This is a genomic window from Nocardia niigatensis NBRC 100131 (assembly GCF_000308655.1).
Lineage (GTDB): Bacteria > Actinomycetota > Actinomycetes > Mycobacteriales > Mycobacteriaceae > Nocardia > Nocardia niigatensis.
In genome coordinates this window covers 36866-59805 of record NZ_BAGC01000109.1, presented here as the reverse complement: position 1 = coordinate 59805, position 22940 = coordinate 36866, and the positions used below count along the sequence as shown (strand labels likewise).

The 22940-nt window shown below is 65.6% G+C and carries 20 protein-coding genes and 1 pseudogene; 13 read left to right on the top strand and 8 right to left on the bottom strand.

The window, feature by feature from the left end; translation table 11 throughout:
• Positions 1-2: 2 nt before the first annotated feature.
• From ON33_RS33335 to ON33_RS33275, 13 genes are all read left to right on the top strand, one after another.
• Positions 3-1712 carry a class I adenylate-forming enzyme family protein gene (locus ON33_RS33335; RefSeq protein ID WP_373281079.1) on the top strand — a complete coding sequence of 570 codons (1710 nt, stop codon included), beginning with the start codon at positions 3-5 and terminating at the stop codon, positions 1710-1712.
• Between the two features lie 104 nt (positions 1713-1816).
• The gene (locus ON33_RS33330) at positions 1817-3049 is read left to right on the top strand and encodes an aromatic ring-hydroxylating oxygenase subunit alpha (protein WP_040863169.1); all 1233 of its coding nucleotides are present in this window, start codon (positions 1817-1819) and stop codon (positions 3047-3049) included.
• A complete protein-coding gene (locus ON33_RS33325) occupies positions 3049-3534 on the top strand; it encodes an aromatic-ring-hydroxylating dioxygenase subunit beta (protein WP_040863132.1) in 486 nt (161 codons plus the stop codon). The genes ON33_RS33330 and ON33_RS33325 overlap by 1 nt, the downstream gene beginning before the upstream one ends.
• A gap of 11 nt (positions 3535-3545) precedes the next feature.
• Positions 3546-3788 (top strand): hypothetical protein, encoded by a 243-nt coding sequence (locus tag ON33_RS33320; protein WP_051153284.1) that lies wholly within the window; start codon positions 3546-3548, stop codon positions 3786-3788.
• A 1-nt stretch (position 3789) separates the two neighbouring features.
• A complete protein-coding gene (locus ON33_RS33315) occupies positions 3790-5046 on the top strand; it encodes an acetyl-CoA hydrolase/transferase family protein (RefSeq protein ID WP_040863130.1) in 1257 nt (418 codons plus the stop codon).
• A 69-nt stretch (positions 5047-5115) separates the two neighbouring features.
• Positions 5116-6312 (top strand): acetyl-CoA C-acetyltransferase, encoded by a 1197-nt coding sequence (locus ON33_RS33310; RefSeq protein ID WP_040863129.1) that lies wholly within the window; start codon positions 5116-5118, stop codon positions 6310-6312.
• Positions 6312-7697 carry an OB-fold domain-containing protein gene (locus ON33_RS33305; protein ID WP_040863128.1) on the top strand — a complete coding sequence of 462 codons (1386 nt, stop codon included), beginning with the start codon at positions 6312-6314 and terminating at the stop codon, positions 7695-7697. Before ON33_RS33310 ends, ON33_RS33305 begins: the two co-directional genes overlap by 1 nt.
• Positions 7694-8887: an acetyl-CoA acetyltransferase gene (locus ON33_RS33300; RefSeq protein WP_040863127.1), complete on the top strand. Its 1194-nt coding sequence runs from the start codon at positions 7694-7696 to the stop codon at positions 8885-8887. Before ON33_RS33305 ends, ON33_RS33300 begins: the two co-directional genes overlap by 4 nt.
• Positions 8888-8977: 90 nt before the next feature.
• Positions 8978-9754: an enoyl-CoA hydratase/isomerase family protein gene (locus tag ON33_RS33295; protein ID WP_051153283.1), complete on the top strand. Its 777-nt coding sequence runs from the start codon at positions 8978-8980 to the stop codon at positions 9752-9754.
• Positions 9755-9763: 9 nt separating this feature from the next.
• Complete coding sequence (locus ON33_RS33290) at positions 9764-10924, top strand: acyl-CoA dehydrogenase family protein (RefSeq protein WP_040863126.1); 1161 nt, start codon at positions 9764-9766, stop codon at positions 10922-10924.
• A 34-nt stretch (positions 10925-10958) separates the two neighbouring features.
• The gene (locus ON33_RS33285) at positions 10959-11822 is read left to right on the top strand and encodes an SDR family NAD(P)-dependent oxidoreductase (RefSeq protein ID WP_040863125.1); all 864 of its coding nucleotides are present in this window, start codon (positions 10959-10961) and stop codon (positions 11820-11822) included.
• Positions 11823-11836: 14 nt separating this feature from the next.
• Positions 11837-13141, top strand: a complete 1305-nt coding sequence (locus ON33_RS33280) for a phytoene desaturase family protein (RefSeq protein ID WP_040863124.1) — start codon at positions 11837-11839, stop codon at positions 13139-13141.
• A 500-nt stretch (positions 13142-13641) separates the two neighbouring features.
• Complete coding sequence (locus tag ON33_RS33275) at positions 13642-14430, top strand: maleylpyruvate isomerase N-terminal domain-containing protein (protein ID WP_040863123.1); 789 nt, start codon at positions 13642-13644, stop codon at positions 14428-14430.
• Between the two features lie 91 nt (positions 14431-14521).
• Here ON33_RS33275 and ON33_RS33270 read toward each other — a convergent pair whose 3' ends face one another.
• The 8 genes and pseudogenes from ON33_RS33270 to ON33_RS33240 all read right to left on the bottom strand — a co-directional run bounded on the left by ON33_RS33270 (position 14522) and on the right by ON33_RS33240 (position 22803).
• On the bottom strand, positions 14522-14959 hold the full coding sequence (locus tag ON33_RS33270) for a nuclear transport factor 2 family protein (RefSeq protein WP_040863122.1): 438 nt from the start codon (positions 14957-14959) through the stop codon (positions 14522-14524).
• 83 nt (positions 14960-15042) lie between these two features.
• Positions 15043-15900 (bottom strand): protein kinase family protein, encoded by an 858-nt coding sequence (locus ON33_RS41910; RefSeq protein ID WP_157184851.1) that lies wholly within the window; start codon positions 15898-15900, stop codon positions 15043-15045.
• Positions 15900-16178, bottom strand: a pseudogene (locus ON33_RS33260) (phosphotransferase); the annotation flags it as partial. The gene ON33_RS41910 and the pseudogene ON33_RS33260, both read right to left, overlap by 1 nt.
• Positions 16179-16392: 214 nt before the next feature.
• Positions 16393-17124 carry a hypothetical protein gene (locus ON33_RS33255; RefSeq protein WP_245550990.1) on the bottom strand — a complete coding sequence of 244 codons (732 nt, stop codon included), beginning with the start codon at positions 17122-17124 and terminating at the stop codon, positions 16393-16395.
• Between the two features lie 189 nt (positions 17125-17313).
• Positions 17314-18459 (bottom strand): phosphotransferase, encoded by a 1146-nt coding sequence (locus ON33_RS33250; RefSeq protein ID WP_040863119.1) that lies wholly within the window; start codon positions 18457-18459, stop codon positions 17314-17316.
• Between the two features lie 71 nt (positions 18460-18530).
• A complete protein-coding gene (locus tag ON33_RS38805; RefSeq protein ID WP_051153282.1) occupies positions 18531-19136 on the bottom strand; it encodes a TetR/AcrR family transcriptional regulator in 606 nt (201 codons plus the stop codon).
• A gap of 300 nt (positions 19137-19436) precedes the next feature.
• Complete coding sequence (locus ON33_RS38800; protein WP_051153281.1) at positions 19437-20102, bottom strand: hypothetical protein; 666 nt, start codon at positions 20100-20102, stop codon at positions 19437-19439.
• Complete coding sequence (locus tag ON33_RS33240; RefSeq protein ID WP_051153280.1) at positions 20047-22803, bottom strand: serine/threonine-protein kinase; 2757 nt, start codon at positions 22801-22803, stop codon at positions 20047-20049. Before ON33_RS33240 ends, ON33_RS38800 begins: the two co-directional genes overlap by 56 nt.
• Positions 22804-22940 lie beyond the last annotated feature (137 nt).

The following is a 22940-nucleotide window of genomic DNA, read 5'->3' as shown; positions in this document are numbered from 1 at the left end:
ACATCATGAGTAACAACGACTTCGACATTCGGAGAAATCGCCTCGGCGAACGGTTCCCGATGTGGCGGCCACGGTCGCTGGGGGAGTGGCTGCTCGCGTGCGCCGACGAATTCGGTGATCGGCCGCTGGTCATCACCGACGAACGTACGCTGACCTACCGAGAGACCGCGGAGCTGGCGACTCGGCTCGCCGACGGCCTGGTCGCGCTGGGGGTGCGTCCCGGAGACCACGTCGGCGTGCTCATGGCGAACTACCCGGATTTTGTGCCGGTGAAGTTCGCCGTGGCTCTCGCCGGCGCGGTCGCTGTTCCGCTGAACTTCCTGTACCGCACCGACGAACTCGCCTACGTGCTCGATCAGTCCGAGTGCAGGGTTCTCATCACTATGACCGGTTTCGCCGGGCTCGACTACCTGGCGATGCTCGATGAGATTGCTCCGAAATGGGAAGAGGTCGGCCGGGACAAGTCGCGACTTCCTGAGCTGCACACCGTGATTCAGTTGTCGACGGATGGCCGGGAGCGTGCCGGAGTGCTTACCGTGGATGAGCTCGCTCTGGTCGGGGCCCGGTACTCGGGGGCGACGGCCGGGATCCAGGTGAACCCGGCCGAGGTGGGCGACATCCTCTACACCTCCGGAACAACCGGCTCACCCAAGGGCGTGCTCATCACCCATGACGCCGTCCTGCGGACCGGATATGCGTCCGCGCTCACCCGGGCCTTCGCCGACGGCCGCCGGATCCTGTTCTCCCTGCCGTGCTACCACATGTTCGGCTATGTCGAGGGCTTGATCGCAGCCACGATGGTGGGCGGCGCGGTAATCATGTTGCCCGCCTTCGACGCCGGGAAGTACCTCGCGGGAATCGAGCGGCATCGCGCGGACGACATCCTGTGTGTCCCCACCATGACCGTTGCGCTGCTGGAACATTCGGATCGGCTTCGCTACGACCTGTCGTCGCTGTCGGCGGTGCTGTCCGGAGCCGCGCCCGCGCCCGTCTGGCTGTGGGAGCGGGTCCGCGAAGAGCTGGGTGCCTCGGAGATCGTCACCGGCTACGGTATGACCGAATGCGGCGGAGCGATGACCCTGACCCGGCCCGAGGACTCCTTGGAGCTCACCGCGACCACCGCCGGTCGGCCGAAATCCGCTGGGGCGGCCGGAATCGACGACGGGGCGCTCGTGGTCTACCGCACCGTCGACCCGGTCACCGCCGCGCCGCTGCCGGACGGTGAAGAAGGCGAACTGGTTTCCCGCGGCCCGACGAGCATGCTCGGATTCTGGGGAAAGCCGGAGGAAACCGCCAAGGGTCTGCGGGACGGGTGGGTCTTCTCCGGCGATCTCGGACGGGTGCGGCCCGACGGCTATCTCGAGATCACCGGCCGCAGCAAGGAGCTCTACAAGAGCGGCGGCGAACTGGTGATGCCCAAGGAGATCGAGGAACTGCTCACCGCCCGGCCGGAGATCAGTCAGGCCTACCTGATCGGCGTCCCCGACGAGCGATGGGGTGACGCGGGATGCGCGTGCATCGTGCGCGCCCCCGATGCGGAGATTTCCGCCGAGGAGGTCATCGAGATCTGCAAGGCGAATCTCGCTCGGTTCAAAGTTCCCAAACACGTCGTATTCCTCACGGCAGACGAACTGCCCACCACTCCCACGGGAAAGGTGCAGAAATTCCGCCTGGTGAATTACGCCAAAGCACGATTGGAGCAACAGAAATGACGGTCACGACCCCTCCGGATGCCGTGCGCGAGCCGGGCGACCATTCGATCTGCGACCCCGACGCGGCCTGCGAGACCGGACCGGTCGCGAATCAGGCACCGCGAGTGGACTATTCGAGGCTCATCCACCCGCAGCGGGTGCACGGGTCCTTGTACACCGATCCGGCCGTGTTCGCCGACGAGCTCGAGCGGATCTGGTACGGCGGCTGGGTTTTCGTCGGGCATGAGTCCGAAGTGCCCGAACCGAACGACTATGTGCGCAAGAATATCGGTCCGCAGGACATCATCATGACCCGCGACCGCGCCGGCGAGGTGCATCTGGTCACCAACCGGTGCGCGCACCGTGGCAACCTGGTGTGCGACGAACAGCGGGGCAATTCCAGCTCGTTCCGGTGCCCGTATCACGGCTGGACCTACAGCAACACCGGTGACATGCTCGGCTACCCCTACAACAAGGGGTATGGCGGCAAGGGCAAGCTGAACCTCGGCCTCGGCGTGGTGCCGCGGGTGGAGAGCTACCACGGCTTCGTATTCGGCAGCTTCAATGCCGACGTGCCGCCGCTGCTGGAGCATCTCGGCGCCGCCGCGGGTGAGATCGACCGGCTGGTCCGGCTCTCGCCCACCGGCAAGGTGCGTCTGGACAACGGCTGGCTCAAGCACCGCACGCACGCCAACTGGAAGCTGCTGGCGGAGAACGAAACCGATGGTTACCACCCGCAGTTCGTGCACGGCTCGATCTTCTCGGTGACCGGCTCCACCATCGGCCCGCTGTACAGCGACAGCTCCACGGCTGTCACTCGCGCACTCGGCAACGGCCACAGCGAGAACGATCTGCGCCCGGAATTCCGCAAGTTCGCCGAGCCCATGCGCTGGTTCGGCACCACCGCCGACCGCGTGCCGGAGTACGTGGCGAAGATGCGGGAGGTCCACGGCGAAGCGGCCGAGGAGATCATGATCGAGGGCGCGCCCCACGTGATGATCTTCCCGAACCTGTTCATTGCCGAGATCCAGGTGTTCAACATCCAGCCGATTTCGGCCACCGAATGCATCCAGTTCGCCACCTCGGTGCAGCTGGACGGCGCGGACGAGCTGAACAAGCGGATGCTGTCGCAGTCCATCGGCTCGGTTGGCCCGGCCGGCATGCTGCTCGCCGACGACACGGAGATGTACGAGCGCAATCAGGTCGGCGTGGAGCAGCTGCTGCCCGAATGGCTCGACCTGAGCCGCGGCTTGATCCGGGAATCGTTGGACGACAACGGTTTCCGCATCGGCGGAGCCACGGACGAGACCGCGATGCGGGCGTTCTGGCTGCACTACAAGAATCTGATGGAGGCGTGATGACTGCCCTGACCGAAATCGATCTGCGCGAACTCGAGCAGTTCATCTACCGCGAGGCCCGCCTCGCCGACGAACACGACTACGACTCGTGGGAGGCCCTGTGGACCGACGACGCGCTGTACTGGGTGCCCGTCGACGGCGGCGGCTACGACCCGGAGCGGCATGTGTCGATCATGTACGACAACCGTCGTCGCATCTCCACCCGGCTGCAACAGCTGCGTACCGGCAAGCGGTACGCGCAGTCGCCGCCGTCGAATCTGCGCCGCACGATCTCGAACATCGAACTCCTCGGCGTCGAGGGTGACGACATCACACTGGGTGCGAATTTCGTGCTGTACGAGTCGAAGCCACGCGGCCTGCACACCTGGGCGGGTCGCTACACCTACGTGGTGCGCCGCGTCGACGGCGAGCTGAAGCTGGTCCGCAAGACCGTCATGCTCGTCAACAGTGCGGAAGCCGTGCCCAGCATGGGCTTCCTGATCTGAGGGGACAGCAGATGGACAGGACAGGATCGGATGCCGGCACCAGCCGTGAACTCGGTGTCGTGCACAGTGAATTCGCTCAGGTGCGGGTCGCCATCGACGACACCGCGAACGGGCCACGTCTGCGGCTGGAGGACTTGAAGTCCGGCCGCGTCCGGTTCCTGGACGCCCTCGAACTGGAGACGATCGTGTGGCTCACCGAGGGCCACATGCAGCGTCTGCTCGACCCGTCCGCCGACCGCTGGCGGGAGGACTGAGATGCCGGATGCCAGGCCGCCACGGGTGGTTCGCCTACCGGAGATCGACTTTCGCACCGTCATCCGGCCGGGAGACTTCGTCGTCTGGGGGCAGTCCTGCGCCGAACCGGTGGCGCTGACCGAGCGCCTGCTCGAGCAACGAGCGGGCCTCGGCGGAATCACCTGTTTCATCGGCATCCCTGCCGCCGCGACGGTGAAACCCGAACACGCCGACCACATTCGGTTCGTCAGCTACTGCGGCACCGGCAGCAATCGGGCACTGGCCGCGACGGGGTCGCTCGAGGTGTACCCCGGTCACTACTCGACGCTGCCGGACTTCGTCTCGCGTGCCGACGTCGTCCTAGTGCAGTGCGCACCGCCGGACACGCGCGGGCGCTACAGCCTCGGGCTGGCCGACGACTATCTCACCGCGGCCATCGATGGTGCGCGGATCGTCATCGCCGAGGTCAATGATCAGGTGCCCGCCACACCCGGCGCCCGGCATCTGACCGATCAGGAGATCGACATCGTGGTCCGCACTTCCCGTCCGGTGGCGGAGAGTCCGGCCGCGCCGCCGACACCGGAAATGACGGCCATCGGCGCGCATGTCGCGAGCATCGTCCCCGACGGTGCCACCCTGCAATTCGGCATCGGGTCGGTGCCGGAGGCCGTGCTCGGCGCCCTCGGCGTGCGCAACGACCTCGGGATCCACTCCGGCATCCTCTCCGACGCCGCGGTCGAACTGATCGACAAAGGCGTGGTGACCAACGCCCGCAAGACGACCGACCGCGGGGTCTCCGTGGCGGCGGTGCTGATCGGGACCCGTCGGTTGTTCGAGTACGCACACGACAACCCGGCCGTGTCGCTACGGCCGATCGGCTACACCCACGATCCGGAACGACTTGCGGCACAACACCGTTTCGTCGCGATCAACTCCGCCATCGAGGTCGATCTGACCGGGCAGGTCAACGCCGAGGTCGCGGGCGGGCGCTATGTCGGAGCGGTCGGCGGTGGCGGGGAGTTCCTGCGTGCTGCCGCGCGCTCGGACGGCGGCCTGCCGATCATCGCACTCCCGTCGACGGCAGGCTCGCGCAGCCGGATCGTGGACCGGCTGTCCGGGCCGGTCAGCATCGCGCGTAGTGACGCGGGCATCGTGGTCACCGAATTCGGCATCGCCGATCTGCGCGGCCTGCCGCTGTCCGAGCGGCGCGAGCGGATGCTGGCGATCGCGCAGCCCGACCAGCGCGAGATTCTGCGCGCGGTAGCGAGCCGGTGGTGACCTCCGCGTAATCGATGTCGCGGCCCGAAACCACAGCGGCACAGTGAAAGTGAGCACAGAGGTGAAATCATGAAGAGAGCGGCGATCGTCAGCCCACTGCGTACCCCCGTGGGAACCTTCGGCGGTACACTGCGACCGGTCCCCGCCGAGGACCTGGCCGCCCACATCATCAAGGCGGTCGTGGAGCGCTCCGGCATCGACCCGGCGCGCATCGACGACGTCGCATTCGCTCAGTCGTACGCGAACTCCGAAGCACCCTGCATCGGCCGCTGGGCCGCACTCGCTGCCGGCCTGCCTATCGAGGTGCCCGGATTCCAGACCGACCGCCGTTGCGGTGGTGGGCTGCAGGCCGTCGTGACCGCCGCGATGATGGTGCAGACAGGCGCCGCCGACGTGGTTCTCGCCGGTGGCGTCGAGAGCATGAGCAACATCGAGTACTACACCCAGGACATGCGCTGGGGCTCGCGGTCGGGCAACGTCGCCTTCTACGACCGACTCGATCGAGGACGGGAACGCTCCCAGCCGGTCGAGCGCTTCGGCCACATCAGCGGCATGATCGAGACCGCCGAGAACCTAGCGCAGCGGTACGCGATCACACGCGAAGCCGCCGATGAATTCGCGGCACGAAGCCACCAGAAGGCAACCGCGGCATGGGAATCGGGCAAGTTCGCCGACGAGGTGGTGCCGGTACCCATACCGCAGCGAAAGGGCGACCAGATCGAATTCGTCCGCGACGAAGGCATCCGCGCCGACTCCACACCGGAATCACTCGCGAAACTGCGCACCATCATGCGCGACGGCACCGTGACCGCGGGCAACTCGAGCCAGCAGAACGACGCGGCGGCGGCCTGCCTGGTCGTCGCCGAGGACAAACTCGACGAACTCGGGCTCGAGCCGCTCGGTTACCTCGTCGGCTGGTCCGCCGCCGGCTGCGAACCCTCCGAGATGGGAATCGGCCCGGTGCCCGCAGTCGAGAAACTCTTCCAGCGCACCGGCCACACCTTCGACAACATCGATCTCGTCGAACTCAACGAGGCCTTCGCCGTGCAGGTCCTGGCGGTGCTGAAAGGCTGGGGCTTCGACGACCACGAACGACTCAATGTCAACGGATCCGGCATCTCGCTCGGCCATCCCATCGGCGCGACCGGCGTTCGGATACTCACCACCATGCTGCACGAATTGCGCAGGCGCGGTGGACGATACGCCCTGGAATCGATGTGCATCGGTGGTGGCCAGGGCATGGCGGCACTCTTCGAGGCACCCTGATGACACAGTATGGAATTACCCGCTACGGCACCTATCTTCCCTCGCATCGCGTGTCGCTGGCGGACATCGGCGCGACGCTGAACACCAACGCGGGCAAAGGTGTTCGTGTGGCGGCGGCCTTCGACGAGGACAGCACCACCATGGGTGTCGCTGCGGCGATGACCGCGCTGGCGGACCTCGAATGGGATGCGGTCCCGGCGTCGATGTCGGCGGGACTGCATTTCGCGACCACCACGCCGGCGTATGCCGATAAGACCAACGCGACAGCGATCCACGCCGCACTCGGCCTGCCCGCCGCGCTCTTCGCGGCTGACCTGGCCGGGGCCGCACGCAATGGCATCGCCGCTCTGCGCGCGGCATCAGGGTGCAGTGGCCTGGCGGTGCTGGCGGATATGAGGGTCGGACGTCCCGGGTCGGCTGACGAACGTGGCGGCGGCGACGGTGCTGCGGCCTTCCTGTTCGGCGACGAACCGATCGCCGAAGTCATTGCTCAGGCGTCCGTCACCGCCGAGTTCCTCGATCGCTGGCGTGACCCGCGATCGGCGACCGGAGAGCAGTGGGAGGAGCGGTTCGGTATCTCCCGCTACCAGCTGCTGCTCGAGCGTGCCGCGGCAGCTGCGCTGGACCGGGCGGCACTCAGCGAAGCTGACCATGTCGTCCTGGTTTCGCCCAACACCAGCTTCGCCAAGCGGTCCGCGACCTCGGTAGCCGGCAAACTTTCCACCCGGAATTCGCCCATCGGGCACGCGGGCGCCGCCGATGTGGGGCTGGCGCTGGCATCCGTTCTCGATCAGGCCGAGCCGGGGGAGACGATCCTGGTCCTGTCGGCCGCGGACGGGTGCGACGCTCTCGTCCTGCGGGTCACCGACCGCATAACCGAAGCGCGACAGCCGGTTCCGGTCGCCGAGCAGCTCGCGGCAGGCAAAAACGTGCCCTACACCACCTACCTGAACTGGCGGGGTCTGCTCGACCGGGAGCCGCCGGGCCGACCCGAACCGGATCGAGCAGCCGCGCCGCCATCGGCTCGCACCGCAGCGTGGAAGTTCTCCTTCACCGGCACAGCCTGCGCGGGATGCGGCCTGGTTCATCTACCGCCGGCCCGGGTCTGTAAGCGTTGCGGCGCTATCGACGCGATGACGCCGATTTCGGTGGCACGCAGCGAAGGCACCGTCACCAGCTTCACCGTTGACCGGCAGTCCTTCTCGCCGGCCCCGCCGGTGGTGGGCGCGGTGGTCGACTTCGACGGCGGCGGCCGGTACACCCTCGAAGTCGCCGACGCCGATGTGGACCGACTCGCTGTGGGCTCACGGGTGCGCACCACCTTCCGGCGCCTGAACAGTGCGGGTGGCATCCACAACTACTTCTGGAAGGCGCAACAGCTATGAGCAGCAACGGTATTCGCGACAAGGTAGCGATCGTCGGCATGGGCTGCACGCGCTTCGGTGAACGCTGGGAGAGCTCGGCGGACGATCTGCTGCTCGAGGCGATGGACGAATGCTTCACCGGCAATCCCGAACTCGACCGTTCGAGCATCGACGCCTACTGGCTCGGCACGCTGGGCAGCGGCCAGAGCGGATTGACCGTCAGCAAGCCGCTGGGCTTGGACTACACGCCGGTTACGCGCGTCGAGAACTACTGCGCCAGCGGCTCGGAGGCGTTCCGCAACGCCTGCTACGCCGTTGCGTCGGGTGCCTACGATCAGGTCGTCGCCATCGGTGTGGAGAAGCTCAAGGATTCCGGCTTCTCGGGCCTGCTGCGTGGCGACGCGCCCAGCGACGGAACGGCCTCCGAACTGTCCTTCGGTGCCCCGGCGGCGTTCTCCCTCCTCGACCCCGCGTATTGCGCCAAATACGGCGTGGACCCAGCGGACATGCGGGAGGCCATGACCCATGTGGCTTGGAAGAACCATCACAATGGCGCACTGAATCCCAAGGCGCAGTTCAGATCCGAGGTGGCGAAGCAGAAGATCGAAGGAGCTCCGCTGGTCGCGGGACGGCTGGGTGTCTTCGACTGCTCCGGGGTCTCCGACGGTGCGGCGTGTGCGGTGATCGTCCGTGCCGAGGATGCGCTGAAATACACCGATACCCCTCTCTATGTGAAGGGGCTTTCGCTCACGGCCGGGCCGGGTCGCGGTGCGGTTGATCCGGACTACGATTTCACGACCTTCCCGGAGGTGGTCGCCAGTGCCGAGGACGCCTATGCACAGGCCGGAATCACCGAGCCTCGGACCCAGATCTCCTTCGCCGAAGTCCATGACTGCTTCACGCCCACGGAGCTCGTTCTGATGGAGGACCTCGGCTTCACGGATCGCGGCCAGGCATGGAAGGACAGCGTCGCAGGCGATTTCGATCTGGGGGGACGACTCCCGGTGAATCCGGATGGCGGCCTGAAGTCGTTCGGTCACCCTGTGGGTGCGAGTGGACTGCGCATGCTCTATGAATGCTGGCTGCAATTCCGCGGACAGGCCGGGGAACGTCAGATCCGTGATCCGCGATTGGCTCTTACGCACAACCTCGGAGGCCGCCCGGGCGCCTGTGTGTCGTTCGTCGCCGTTCTCGGGTCCGAACTGGGCTGACGTAGTCGCGCCGGCGGTCACACCGCTCGTTCGGGGCTTGACCAAGCACCGTTTCCTAATTTACATTAAATTCGAAAAGGAGGTGAGGCGTTGATCGCCTATCAGGTCGTGGACAACATCGCCTACATCAGGCTGGATCGGCCCGAAGCGCGCAATGCCCTCGACAAGGCGATGGGGGAGGCGCTGCTCGAGCTGGCCACCTGGATCTCCAATGAGGAGGGCCTGCGCGCGGTGCTGATCACCGGGAATGGACCGGTGTTCAGTGTCGGAGGCGACATCTCGGCGTTCTCCGACGGTGCGGAGAACCTGCCGGACACCCTTACTCGGATGGCGATACCCATGCACGAGGCCATTCGGCTGCTCGCCCGCGTCCGGGTGCCGATCGTGACGGCCGTGCACGGTGCGTGCGCGGGCGGGGCGCTGGGCTTCCTCTACCCGGCCGACATCACGATCGCTGCGGCCGGAACCAAGTTCGCGACCGGCTTCGGGCGGATCGGCATCACCGCCGATTCCGGGAACACCTGGTATCTGCCGAAATTCATCGGCATCCGGCGCGCCACCGAAATGTTGTTCGAAGACCGCGTCGTCGACGCCCATACCGCTGCTGACTGGGGCCTGATCAACCGAGTTGTGCCCGCCGACAAGCTCGCTTCCGAAGCCGAGGCAACCGTGCGCCGATTGGCGGCGGGCGCCACTTGTGGCTACGGCGAGATGCGCAGGCTGCTGCACAACTCCTGGACAGCCACTCTCGATCACGCGCTGTCCGAGGAGACAGAGGCGCTGCGCCGCGTCGCCCACACAGCCGACGCGGCCGATGCGATCGGGAGCTTCCTCGCCAAACAGCAGCCGACCTTCACCGGAAAGTGAGATAAACCGTTGTCCGCCTTCATTATCGATACCGACGAACGGGCGCTGCTGCGCGAGAGCGTCGGCAAACTCGCCGCCAAGTACGGTCAGGAATACTTCCTGGAGCGCTCCCGCTCCGGGGCCAAGGTCGACGAACTGTGGCGTGACCTGGGCCAGGCGGGTCTGCTCGGGGTGCATCTACCCGAAGAGTACGGCGGAGGTGGCGCCGGTCTGTCCGAGATGCTCATCGTGATCGAAGAACTCGCCGCGCACGGCTTTCCGCTGCTGCTCGCAGTCGTCTCGCCCGCGATCTGCGGGTCGATCCTGGCGGCGCACGGCTCGGAGCGGATGAAGACCGAATGGCTGCCCGGCCTCGCCGACGGCAGCCGCAAGATGGCCTTTGGCCTGACCGAGCCCGACGCCGGTTCCAACAGCCACAATGTCAGCACGACCGCGCGCCGCGACGGCGAAGACTGGGTGATCTCCGGGGGCAAGTACTTCATCTCCGCGATCGACGAGTGCGAAGCGATCCTGCTCATCACTCGTGATCCGGAGTTCGTGGGCACTTCGCGATCGCCGCTGTCGATGTTCGTGGTTCCCACCGACACTCCCGGAGTCACGCTGCAGCCGCTGCCGACGGCGGTCGTCTCGCCCGACCACCAGTTCACCGTGTTCTTCGATGAGGTCCGGGTCGGTCCGGAGGCGTTGATCGGCGAAGCGGGCAACGGGCTACGGCAGGTGTTCGCAGGGCTGAACCCCGAGCGCATTCTCGCATCGGGCATCAGCACCGGCATCGGTCGCTACGCGATCACCAAGGCCGTGTCCTACGCCCAGAACCGCAAGGTGTGGTCGGTGCCGATCGGTGCGCACCAAGGTATTTCGCATCCTCTCGCGGAGGCGCACATCGCGGTCGAACTCGCCCGTATGGCGGCCTACCGTGCCGCGGAGCTGTTCGACGCCGGGCTGCCCGCTGCGGAGGCGGCCAATATCGCCAAGTTCTCGGCCGCCGACGCGTCGCTGAAGGCGCTCGACCAGGCCATCCAGACTCACGGTGGCAACGGCCTGTCGCTGGAGTACGGCTTGGCCGAGCTCTGGTTCTCCGCGCGCCTGCTCAAGACCGCGCCGGTGAGCCGCGAGATGGTCCTCAACTTCGTCGCGCAGACCAGCCTGAAGCTGCCTGCGTCGTACTGACATCAACTCTGGAAAGTCAAGGGAGACAACACTAATGCCCGGAGTAACCGATCGCGTCATCGTCGTCACCGGCGCCGGTGGCGGTCTCGGCCGTGAATACGCGTTGCTGCTCGCCAATGAGGGTGCTCTGGTCGTGGTGAACGACCTCGGCGGTGCCCGTGACGGTTCCGGTTCCGGAACCTCGATGGCCGATGCCGTCGTCCAGGAGATTCGCGACGCCGGGGGCACCGCGGTGGCCAACTACGACAACATCGCCACCGAGGAAGGCGCGGCGAGCCTGATGAAGACCGCCGTCGACAACTTCGGGACCGTCCATGGCGTCATCCACAACGCGGGCATCCTGCGCGACGGCTCGTTCGCGAAGATGACCGCCGACAACTGGGAATCGGTGCAGCGGGTGCACCTGTGGGGTGGCTACTTCGTCACCCGGGCCGCCTGGCCGTACTTCCGTGAGCAGAACCACGGCCGGATCGTCGTCGCGGCGTCCACCAGCGGTCTGTTCGGCAACTTCGGCCAGGCGAACTACGGTGCCGCGAAGCTCGGTCTCGTCGGTCTGATCAACACCCTCGCGATCGAGGGCGGCCGGAACAACATCCTCGCGAACGCGATCGCTCCGTTGGCCGCCACCCGCATGACCGAGGACATCGCGCCCAAGGAGATGCTCGACAAGCTCCCGCCCGCCCATGTGGCCGGTGTCGTGGGCTACCTGATGAGTGACGAATGCGAGGACACCGCAACGGTTGTCGTCGCCGGTGGTGGCCGGGTCTACCGCGTGCAGCAGTTCCAGAACAAGGGAGCCGTCTTCGCCGCCCCGCCGAGTATCGACGAGGTCGCGGCGCAGTGGAGCCAGATCACCGACATGTCGGGCGCGGAGCCCGGCGCGAACCCGCTCGGCTGAATCGAGGATTGAACATGACCGAAAACAACTGGGACGCACTGGTTATCGGCGCGGGCGCGGGCGGATTGTTCGCCGCGGCGCGCCTGTCACACCTGGGCTACAAAACCCTGGTCGTCGAACGACTGGACAAGGTCGGCGGCCGCGCGTCCACCGATGACATCGACGGCTTCAAGGTCAACAACGGCGCCATCGTCATCGAACTCGGTGGCATCACCGAGGAGACCTTCGACGAGGTCGGCGCGAAGTTCGATGTCCGCAAGCCGGAACCGCCCATCCTGTACCGCATCGGTGGCAAGGACGTGGACGTCACCGGTGGTGGCTGGGGGTTCCTGCTGTCCAAGCTCACCCGCCAGGGTGCGAAGCTGGTGCAGGGTCTTGGTGCGGCGCGCAACGACAGCGGCATGCCCGAGGACGAGCTGTCGACCGCCGAGTGGGTCGCCAAGTACACGAAGAACGAGTCGGTGCACGGGATCTTCCGCAACATGTGCGGATCGGTGTTCGCCGTCGGTTCCGAGGAACTGCCGGCCCGCGTGTTCCTCACCTACTTCACTCGGAAGAGCGCCTTCAAGAAGTTCGGGTACTGCCCCGACGGCACCATCGGCGTGTGGAAGTCCCTCGCCGAGGTGGTGGAGAACAGCGGCGGTGCGGTCTGGCTCAACAGTGAGGTGACAGCGCTGACCCTGACCGACGGCCGCGTCACCGGCGCGACCATCGCGCGTGGCGGTGAGAACATCGACGTGACAGCGCGTTTCACCGTCAGCGACGTCGGTCCGTTCGCCACCCTGGACCTGGTGGGCCGGGACAACCTACCCGCCGACTACCTCGCGCAGGTCGACAAGGCCAACCGGCCCTGCGCCATGATCTCGGTGAACTTCGCCAGTCAGCGCCCGCTGGTGAAGGCCCCGGGCATGACCAGCTTCGCCCAGACCCGCCGACTCTGCTACGTCGCCAACTTCACCGATGTCTGCCCGGAAATGGCGCCGGAAGGCTGGCACCTCTACCAGGGCACCGCCGTCCCCAAGCCCGCTGTCGGCGATTTCGACGAGGCCGCCGAAACCCAACTGCTGCTGGATGATCTGCGCGATCAGGTCCCCGGCTTCGACGACGCGCGCATCCTGTCGATCAACGTCACCCGCGACGGCTGGCCGCCGCAGCGGGCGGTCGCAGGCTTCGACCTGCCCAATACCACGCCGATCGCGAACCTGTGGAATGTGGGCGACGCGGTGAAGGAGTACGGGAACGGCGGCACCACCGCGTGCGCGGAAACCGCCAAGATCGTTGTCGACAAGATCCGCGACCAGTTCCCGGTGAGGGCGTAGCCACAGGACTCGGCGCACGGTCCGCCGTGATCCAGTGGACCGTGCGTTTTCGGGACCGCCGCGATGGATAAGTTCCCAACCGCATCCATTGCGGCGCAATCGAACAGGCCGTGGGCAGGGTGATCCGTGTGCCCACGGCCTGTTCGCCATGCTCGCCACTATCGACCGCACCGATCGATCTGTAATCCCTCTCGGAAGGCCGGTTTTGACAATTCGGAAACGGCAAACGTCCGCGAGTCGTTGTCATCGGAGCAGGACCGGCGGGGGCCGCGGCGGGCGAATTCTCGCCGACGCCGATGTTGAGGTCACTGTTCTCGAACAGGCCAGACGGTCGCGATCGGTTGAATCCAATCCGCAATCGATCGCGCCACAATCGGGTAGGCCGTGGGCGGGGTGATCCAAGCGCCTACGGCCTAACCGGCTCTTTTCTCTTTCGAGTGACTTGCCTGCAGGACCGGACCTGCCCTGAATGCGGGATGCGGAACTAGAGGATTCCGACTATGAAAAGGTCTGAACTGGCAGCCGCCTTGCGCCGTGAACGCGCTGACATGGTGCGCTTCTGCGGCGAACTCGACGAGGCTGAGTGGCGGGTCCCGAGCCGGGCGGCGAGCTGGCGGGTCCAGGACGTGGTGGCGCATCTGGGTTCCGGCTGCCGGGCAGTCTTCACTCCGGCACTGCTGACCATCATGCGCACTGACGACATCGAGCGGACCAATGACCTATTCGTCGATCAGCGCCGCGAGTGGCCATCAGCGCGTGTGTTCGCCGACTACAAGATGTGGAGCCGGTGTTTGGTGGTCGTCTCGACAGCACTGGCCGGTACACCCCGGGGCCGGCTGCCGTTGCCTCTCGGCGAACTGGGCCGTTTCCCGGCTGGAATGTTGTTGTCCGGTGCGATGCTGTTCGACCACCACACCCATCTGCGATTCGACATCGCTCCGGCATTGGATCGCCGGATCCCGGATACCGACCCGGCCCGAATGGCCGGTGTGCTCGACTGGATGTTCGCGGTATTGAGCAACCAACTCAAATCCGCCGAAACCCATTGGTTTTCTTACCCGCTCGATATCGTGCTGGGTGGCCCAGGTGGCGGCGTCTGGCGGGTTCATCCCGATGGCATGGTGGGCACGGGCCGTGCCGGTGGTGCGGCTGCCGCAACTGTCGAAGGGCGGGCCGATGAATTCCCGGAATGGGCGACCGGTCGCGCTCCGTGGCGCGACCGCAGCGTGCGAATCCGAGGTGACGCGGACTACGCCATCCGATTTCTGGACGGTGTGAACGTCGTTTGACAGCGGGATCGAAGGGCATCCCTTGTGCTCCCGCTAGATGAGGTGGGGGCGGGAACCGGCCGAAAGCCTGCCGCCGCCGCTCGCTTCGGTCTCAACCGATGGGGACCGAGGTCTGGTCCAAGACGGTGCCGAGATCCCAGAAGTCGCGGTGGGTCGTCAGGAGTCCGTCGCGGTTATAGGTGCATGCGGCGATGCCGGGGACGCTGAATCGGGTTCCGGCGGCGTCGATCAGCTTGCCTGAGCGGAGACGAAGGGGACCGGAAAACGTTCCGCTCCAGACCCATTCGGAGTAAAGACGGCCCACGGCAGCATAGGTGTCGCCGAACACGATTGCCGAGTCGGGTGCGAACTCGAGCATGTACCGGTGGAACTTGCCGATGGCCTCGCGCCCCTCATACGTCGTGTCCATCGCGACGTCGGTATATGTTCCGTCCAGAGCGAAGAACTGCAGGAGGCTTTCGGGATCCGTGGTCCATGCCTGTGAGTACGCTGCAGCGAATCCCGTGTCGGTCGGGTGAGGTGTCGTCATGGAAGGCTTCCTTTCGGTTGCGGCAGCTGCGGAATCAGCCGACGCGATCCCAGTCGATACGTTGCACTATGAATCCGCGGACGTCACGCATCGCTGGATCGAGCATCATCTGTTGGCGTCGGAGCCGGCGGTGAAGGAAGCGGAGCAGGCGGCCCTCCTGATCCTCGCCCGTTTCGAGAATCGCCAACTCCAGCAGCCGATCGGCTTCTTGCCAGGAGGATGGCCGGTGGCCGAGCAGCAGCTCTTCGTCGGTGCGGTCTCTCTTCCACCTCGAGCGCGATTTCATCGGCGCGCAGTGTTGCGGCGGTCAGATCACGTGCGATCCGGAGCCGATACGAGAGATGATCTTGCTCTGGCAGATCGGCCAGCACGTCGGTGAGAACTCGCTCGGATGACAGGATCCATGGTCGGCGGCGCGACGGTGCCGGGATCGGCAGGTCCCCTTCGGTCTCGAGTTCGATTCCCATTTCCTCGGCAATGATCTCCAGGCACAGTCGCTGAGACAGCAACGACCAGGACTCCCATTGCGCCAGATCGAATTCCGGTACCGGGTCCGATCGGGTCCCGACCGACAGCAAGGACGTCAGCAGCGCGAAGCGCACTGCGTGGAAATTGACGACGTGGCGATCGACCCGCCCGCCGGTCATCTGCGCGTAATGATGGTAGGCCTGCGTGAGGTCTCCGATCGGCTGAGCGGTGTCGCGCATCCGCATGGCGCCGAGGTCGGCGAGTGAATCACCGAGACAGGCGAATTCGACATCCATCAGTGCAGTCATACGGCCATCGTGATGCAGGAACTGTCCGGCGTCGAAGTGCGTCCACACGAGCCGATCGCGCCCGCTGGGGACGTTACGGTGAATCCAGCCGACGATGTACTCGTTGATCGGATCCGGTCCGGGCTTGACTGTTCGATACCACTTCTCCGACAGCTCGAATCCCATCAGACCGATCTCTCGCGCGCGCTCGGGCGGTAGAGCCCGGCACTTTCGAACGTTGCCGGGTCGATCGCATGGGCTCGGACGAGTTCCTCGATGTAGTCCATCAGCACGCGGTCACGCAGTTCGTGCGGGTCCTCAGCGCCGAATCTGTCGCGGCCGGGTATCGATGCCATGAGAATGCCTTCGGGATCCGGGCAGAATCCGTACACCTGAGGGACTTTCACGCCGTTGTCCTGCAGCGCCCGCATGATGCGGTACTCGCGTTCGACGGAAAGCCTGCTACCCGGGGGAGGTTCTCTTCACGCTGACAACGGAAGTAGGCGTGGTGTAGCTGCCCGTCCGCGCAGACGTCGATGAACCAGGTGGGTCGCCAATGAGCCTGCCGACGAAAGGAAACCACTTCGCCGGCCATGGTGCGCTCGATCCATTCGAACGCGCGCGGCCAGGGATCGGAAAGCGTGGACCAGTGGTCGGTCCGGGGAGTCTGGGAGAATGTCATACCTGGGCCGTATCGGGGACGGGGGCCGCCGAAGGAGCAGCCAATTGGCGATTGGCGCGCATCGTCATCACCGACATCATCACCAGGAAGATGGCGTATGTCGTCAGAGCCAGCCAGAAGATGAGGACGCCGTTCCAAGCGAGCGGACCCGAGAAGAAGAAGTAGGCCAGGATATCCGGGACGAACGAGAGCGCGATCCAGAAGTTGGCGTAGCCGACCCACCGGGGGAAGACCGTCTGCTCGTTGGTGAGTACGCAGACACCGATGGAGATGTTCTGAATCATGAACGGCACGATCGGCGTGAGAAACAACAACCAGGCCATATCGTTCAGGAAGCGGATCGTCGACGGTTCGAGGGCGTTGGGGCGGAACGCGATGATCGCGAACAGCATCATCGGAATAATGAGCAGTATCGCCGCCACGGTGCCCGCGACCATCTGCACGAACGCCAGAATGGGAATTCGGCCCTCCACCCGGAGCAGATGGATCGTGATCACGGCGACCAGCGGAATCGTGAATGCGATTCCGAGCTGGGCGATCACGAAGCCGGTCATCCGCAGAGTGCCGCCGTCGGAGTAGAAGTCGACTACGCGTTGGGTGCTGTGCGACGGCCCGAGTGGCAGCGGGAGCACGTCGGCGATCAGCCAACCGACCAGGCTGGCGAGCAGGGTCACCAGTCCGGTAATCGAACACGCGTCGAGGATGCGTTTCTTCGTATCGGTGAGCATCGGGTCTCCTGAAGGCGAGGGGTTGGCCTTGGGGCAGCTCACAGATGGATTCTTCTCGTCTGCATCCCAACCAATGTGACTTAAATCAAAGTTAGATTAATTTATTCGAAGGCGTCAACCCTACTCCGGACGGCGGCCGCGAGTGGTCTACCCGCCCGAACCTGGGTAGGCCGACAGTGAAGTGAGCTGTTATAGGGCGGCCGCGAGGGCCCGCTCGACATCGAGGTCCAGGAGGCTGTTGATGGCGCGCTTCGCAGTGACCTCCATGCGATCGTCAGGCTGCATGCCACCGGCCGCCAGGGTGAAGACGATCGCGATCCAGCCGTCGACGGTGAGGAGACGGTAGGTGTCGAAGGCCTCGTCGAAGCTCGGTGCCTCGCTGCCCGCGCCCGCCTCGGCCAGGCCGTGGAGATAGCGCCGGAGCAGGTTATGTTCCTCCGCGCGGCGCAATTCGGTCGGGATGGAGTGCATCATGAAGTACGCGAAGTCGCGCAGGCCGTTCATCTTGTGGAAGACCTGCCAGTCGTAGATGCCGGCGGTGCCATCGGGGTTGGAGAAGGTGTTGCCGAGGTGGCAGTCGCCGTGGCAGAGGGTCTGTGGCATCGATTCCCAGACCTTCACGAGCGCCGGCTGGTTCTGTACGTAGTTCTTGGTGAGGCGCCGGACGGGATCGGGCACAACCCGGTCCTGCTTCATGAACCGGTTCTCGCTCCAGCTGAAGAAACGCTGCATGAACGGGTAACCCGGCCTGCGGGAATAGGTTTCGAGCCAGGAGAGGTCGGTCTGGAACCGCGGGGACCGCCAGAAGCGGCCGTGCAGGGTGGCGAGCAGGTCGATGACGCCCTCGGCGTGCTCCTTGGTCGCCTCGTCGTCGGCGTTGTAGAAGGTGACATCGCCGCGCAGTGCGAGGTCCTCGAAGGCGATCACGTAGCGCCCGCCGATTCCGGCGCGGCTGACGAACGGTGCGATGGTCAGGTCGGACAGGCTCGGCTGAATCTGAGTAAAGAAGCGCGATTCATAAGTGTGGCAGCCGAATCCGGAGACGATGATGCGCGAGACCGGCTTGGTCGAGGTGCCCTTCGCGAACGCGGATGCGGGCAACCCGGCGCGGCGGCCGGCTTCGTTCCAGGTCAGGTGCAATCGTGCCCGGTCGGTTGTACCGCGCGAGTCGATCTCGACCCGCAGGGATTCGATCTTCGCCCCGGGCGTGTCGTTTGCCAGCGCGGCCGTCAGCTCCTGGGGCGTCAGCGAATCGAGTCCGTAGCCGTTCTGGTTCGGTACCCATGGGGAGAGGCCGAGGAGGATGTCTTTGGTCGCAGAGAGTGTGGCGCGCATCGGGGTACCTCACGTTCGTGTTGGGGGTTACACGAAGCGTAGCGACAGTTTTTACTCTTGTATAGAAAAAATTAGACGCGCGTCGAATTTTTCTCGGTGGGCGTGGTGCTGGACAGCCACACGTGGACCAACGCTGCTTCGATCTCGGGAAGCGGTCTACCGCAGTCGACGATGGCGGTGACGTCACGTTCCATGGCTCGTGCTGTCATATCGACCAGAACCGCGGCCAGTGCTGCGGGCTGGAGGTCCGGGTATGTGTTGTCATCGCGCGCGATACGTTCGCTCGCACCCGCGATGAGCTCATCGATCGTCTCCTGCCAGACCTGGCGAACCTCGGGATCTTCTCGAACCGCTTCGAACATCGCCGCGATCAGTCGCGCGTGGGCTCGCCAGTACTCGACCGTGGCGCGCATGCCGCGGCGGATCCGCTCGTCATCGGGCAGATCGTCCCGGCTGTACCAGTCCACCGCGACGGCTCGAAGGTTGTGCCGGATATCTGCGATGAGCGCGGCGACCGCTGCGCCTTTCGTCGGGAAATAGAAGTAGAAGTTGGAACGGCTGATACCCGTCTGGCGCGCGATGTCCTGCACCTCGATATCGGCCAGGCGATGTGACTGCAGCAGTTCGGTCAACGCGTTCAGCACGTCGGTGCGGCGCCGACGTCCCTTGCCGCTCACTGCCGCGGGTGCAGGCGCATCTTTCGAACTTCGATTCGACAACCTCGTCACCAGGGAGAGTCTAGGACAGGCCGCTGACGCTCCGCGGCCTCGAACGCAAGTGGAGGTCTGGTCGCCCCGCCGGGCATGGACGACCTGTCGTGCATGCAGACAACTCGCGTCCATGGTGTCGAGACCTTCGATGCGGTGGCCGGCTTCCACGGCCGGCTCGCGAGTCGCGTGCCCGAGTTGCCCAGCGGCTGTTGGAAACAGGACAACGGACGGGCTAACTGCCGCGCACCGCGTGAGCTCACCAGGACATCAATGCGGCGCGGACTGGATCGCCGGGAGTATCGGCGACACGTCCTCGTCTCGAATCAACCGCAGGATTCCGAGCTCGGTGCAACGAGTTGCGTTGCGGGACAGCAACTGTTGGGCCGAGTCGTGCTGCCCGGCCGCCCATAGGCACTTGGCGAGCAGAACTTCCGCGGTGATCAGCGCGTGCTGACGGCCCCGTTCGGCCAGCGATTCGACCAAGGATCTGGCCTCGGTGACAGGCGGCGCTCCGGCATCGGGCGCGATCAGGGCCCGCCGGATTGCATTGGCGCGGACGATGTCACGAGTGAGCGCTGCTGTTCCGGACTGTTCCCCGTCCGCCGACACTGAGACAGTTGTAGCAGCGTCCGCTTCCGTGGTGTCCTCCAGTCCCAGTCGGATTCGCTCACTCACGATGGCGGCTGCCAGCCGCGGGAACGACTGATCGTGGGCCAGCCGCGAACCGGCGTCGAGCCGTGCTCGAGCCTCGGTCAGGTTGTGCCGCGCTGCTTTGGCTTTCGCTCCGGTGACGTAGACGGCGATCATGAAGTCGACCGACCCTGCCGTCGGCGCAGGTTCGAAGGCCGCATCGAGGAGTCTTTCGGCTTCGTCGAGTTCATCGCGCTCGTACAGGAGGTCGCCGAGCAGCGCCCCGGCCAGCCGGGCTGCCATACCGGGGGGTCGAACGTCCGCGCATCGCGACCTGGTAGGCCTTGTGCAGGTAGTAGTCGGCGGCGTCGAGGTCAAGCTGTTCGTGCGCCGCAATGCCGCTGAGACAGTACGCGTAGGTTTCGGTGAACGGTCCCTTCGCGTTCTCGAGGTATCCGGCTGCGCGTTCTCGACAGGCTCGGGCCGCTGCGTAATCCGAGCGGGTGAGCGCGAGGAACGCCTCGGCGACCGCGGCTCCGGCCGGATACCACGGCTCGAAGGCTTCCGGATGCGTCAGGGCGGGAGCGATCAGTTCGGCAACCCCCTCGGTTCGATCGGCGAGTACCGCCGCGACCGCCTCGATCAACCGTCCGTGCGCACGCAGGTCCGTGGCGACGGCCGGGTCGTACCCCGGGGCATCCGCTATGGCGTGGAGGCGATCCAAGGCAGCGCGCGCGGCCGCCGCTTTGCGCAGGGTGAGGTTGGCCAGGGCGATCACGAGCTGTAGGCGCGGGCGTGTGGCGGCCGCTCCGGTGGGCAGCTCCTCGGTGAGTGCGAGCAAACGGGCCATCTGCCCCTGCTCGAGCAGTGCGATTCCGGCGTTCTCGACCAGTTCGGCGGCCCACTCGTCAGCGCCTGCGGCCAGGGCGTGGGTCACGGCGTCGCTGACCATCTCATGTTCGGCGAACCAGCCGGCGGCCGCCCGGTGCAGGACCGGAATGCGCTGGGGCTGATCGCGTTCCAGCCGCTGCCGCAGAAAGTCGGCGTACAGGCGGTAGTACCGGAACCACCGGCCGTCCTCGTCCACCCGCCGCAGGAACAGGTCGCGCTCCTCGATGTCTTCGAGCAGCGCCTGACCACGGTCGCCGCCGGTCAGCGCATTCGTGAGACTGCCGCAAACGCGCCGGGTGATCGAGGTGGCCATCATGAACTCCACGAGTCGCGGATCGAGCGTGTCGAGTACGTTCTCGGTGAGGAACTCGCCGATGGCGTGATGACGGCCGGAGAGCTCGGTGAGCAGCGTGTCGGGAGTGGTCCCGTGACGCAGGGACAGCCCGGCCAGCTGTAGGCCGGCGACCCAGCCTTCGGTGGCGGCCGAGATGCGCGCCGCGTCCTCGGAACCGATCTCCACGTCGTCGTAGTGCTGCAGGAGTGCGTGTGCCTCCTCTTCGCTGAAACGCAGTGCGGCGGAGTCGATTTCGACCAGCTCGCCACGCACGCGCAGGGTGCCGAGCGGAAGTCCGGACCTGGTGCGGCTCGTCATGATCCATTGCAGGTGGTGGCAGCCCTTGTCGGGCAGGAACCGCAATGCGGAGCGGGTCGTATCGCTGGTCACCAGATGCCAGTCCTCGACGACGATGGCCATCTGCTGTTTCCGCTCGTGGATTTCATTGATCAGGGAACCGAGCACGAACCGCTCCGCGCCCGTACCGGCTTCTTCGAGGACGAGCCGCAGTTCGGCCCCCAGGCCCGGGTCGGCCCGGCCCAGTGCTTCGAGCAGATGTGCGCAGAAAATGACGGGATTGTCGTCGTCCACGTCGGCCGCCAACCACGCGACCCGAACCCCGTCATAATGCAGTTGTTCCGCCAATTGGGTTGCGACACTGCTCTTTCCGAAGCCAGCCGCAGCATGGATGAGGGTCAGCCGCTTACGGGCGTGCAGCTCGGCGAGCTCGACCAGCCGTGGCCGGCGCACCAGGATGTCAGGGGGGTGTGGTGGGCGGAACCGGGTCGCCGGCGTCGGGAACGAGATGCTGCGGTGATACCGGCGCGACACCGGGTCCAGGGTGGCGGTAGCAGTCGACGGCAGCGCCGAGCCATTGCCGCTCTCGGGCAGGCCCATGTCGTCGACCGGTAATCCGTAGCGGCGCTGAAGCTCTCGCAGGGACTCACCGAACTCACGTGCCGAGCTCGGCCTGTCCTCGGGACGCGGGGCCATCGCCGCGGAGATGAGCACGGCCGCCTCGTCCGGAATCTCGGGTGCCCTCGGCGGGCCTTCCCGTCCGATCCGCACGAACTGCGCCACCAGGTCTTCGCCCTCGAGCCGTTCGAAGGCCGCGTGGCAGGTGAGCGCGGTGAACAGAGTGGCGCCCAGGCTGTAGATGTCGGATTGCACCGTCGATGTTCTCCCCGACAGCACTTCCGGCGCGGTGAAGGCAGGGGAGCCGGTCACTTCGCCGGTGCCGGTTTCGAATCCGCCGGTGACGTGGGCGATGCCGAAGTCGCACAGCTGGGGTTCCCCGTAGTCGGTGACGAGGACGTTTCCGGGCTTGACGTCACGGTGCAGTATCCCGTTGCGGTGTGCCGTCTCCAGTGCGCCCGCGAGCTTGACGCCCAGTCGGAGTCCGTCCGTGAGGGGGAGTGGTCCGCGGGTTCGGAGAATCTCGGCCAGCGATCCGCGTGAGTGGTACGGCATCACGAGAAACGGCCGACCGGTCGCGGTGACGTCGGCATGCAGGACCGTGACGATATTGGGATGCCCGGACAGCTTACCGAGAGTGCGCTGTTCACGCAGGAATCGGTCGATATCGCCCGGGCGTGGGCCGACTCGGAGGACCTTGATGGCAACCTGCCGGTCCAGTGCCCGCTCCAGGCAGCGATACACGGTGCCGAATCCGCCACGACCGATCAACTCGGCGCCTTCGAACCCTTCGGCGTCCAATTCCGCTTCGATTCCGAGTGCCGGGCGCCGCTGGGTGCTCGCCGGATCGTCGACGGTGCTCATGAATCGTCCTTGACACGGTCTTCGTTGGTGGATCAAGGATACGACCGTGGGCAACCGGGTAGCAGTCGCCGACGCGGGGCCTCGGACTGCGGTTTACCGGTTGACTGGCGCTCATAATCTAATTTAATCTCGATTAA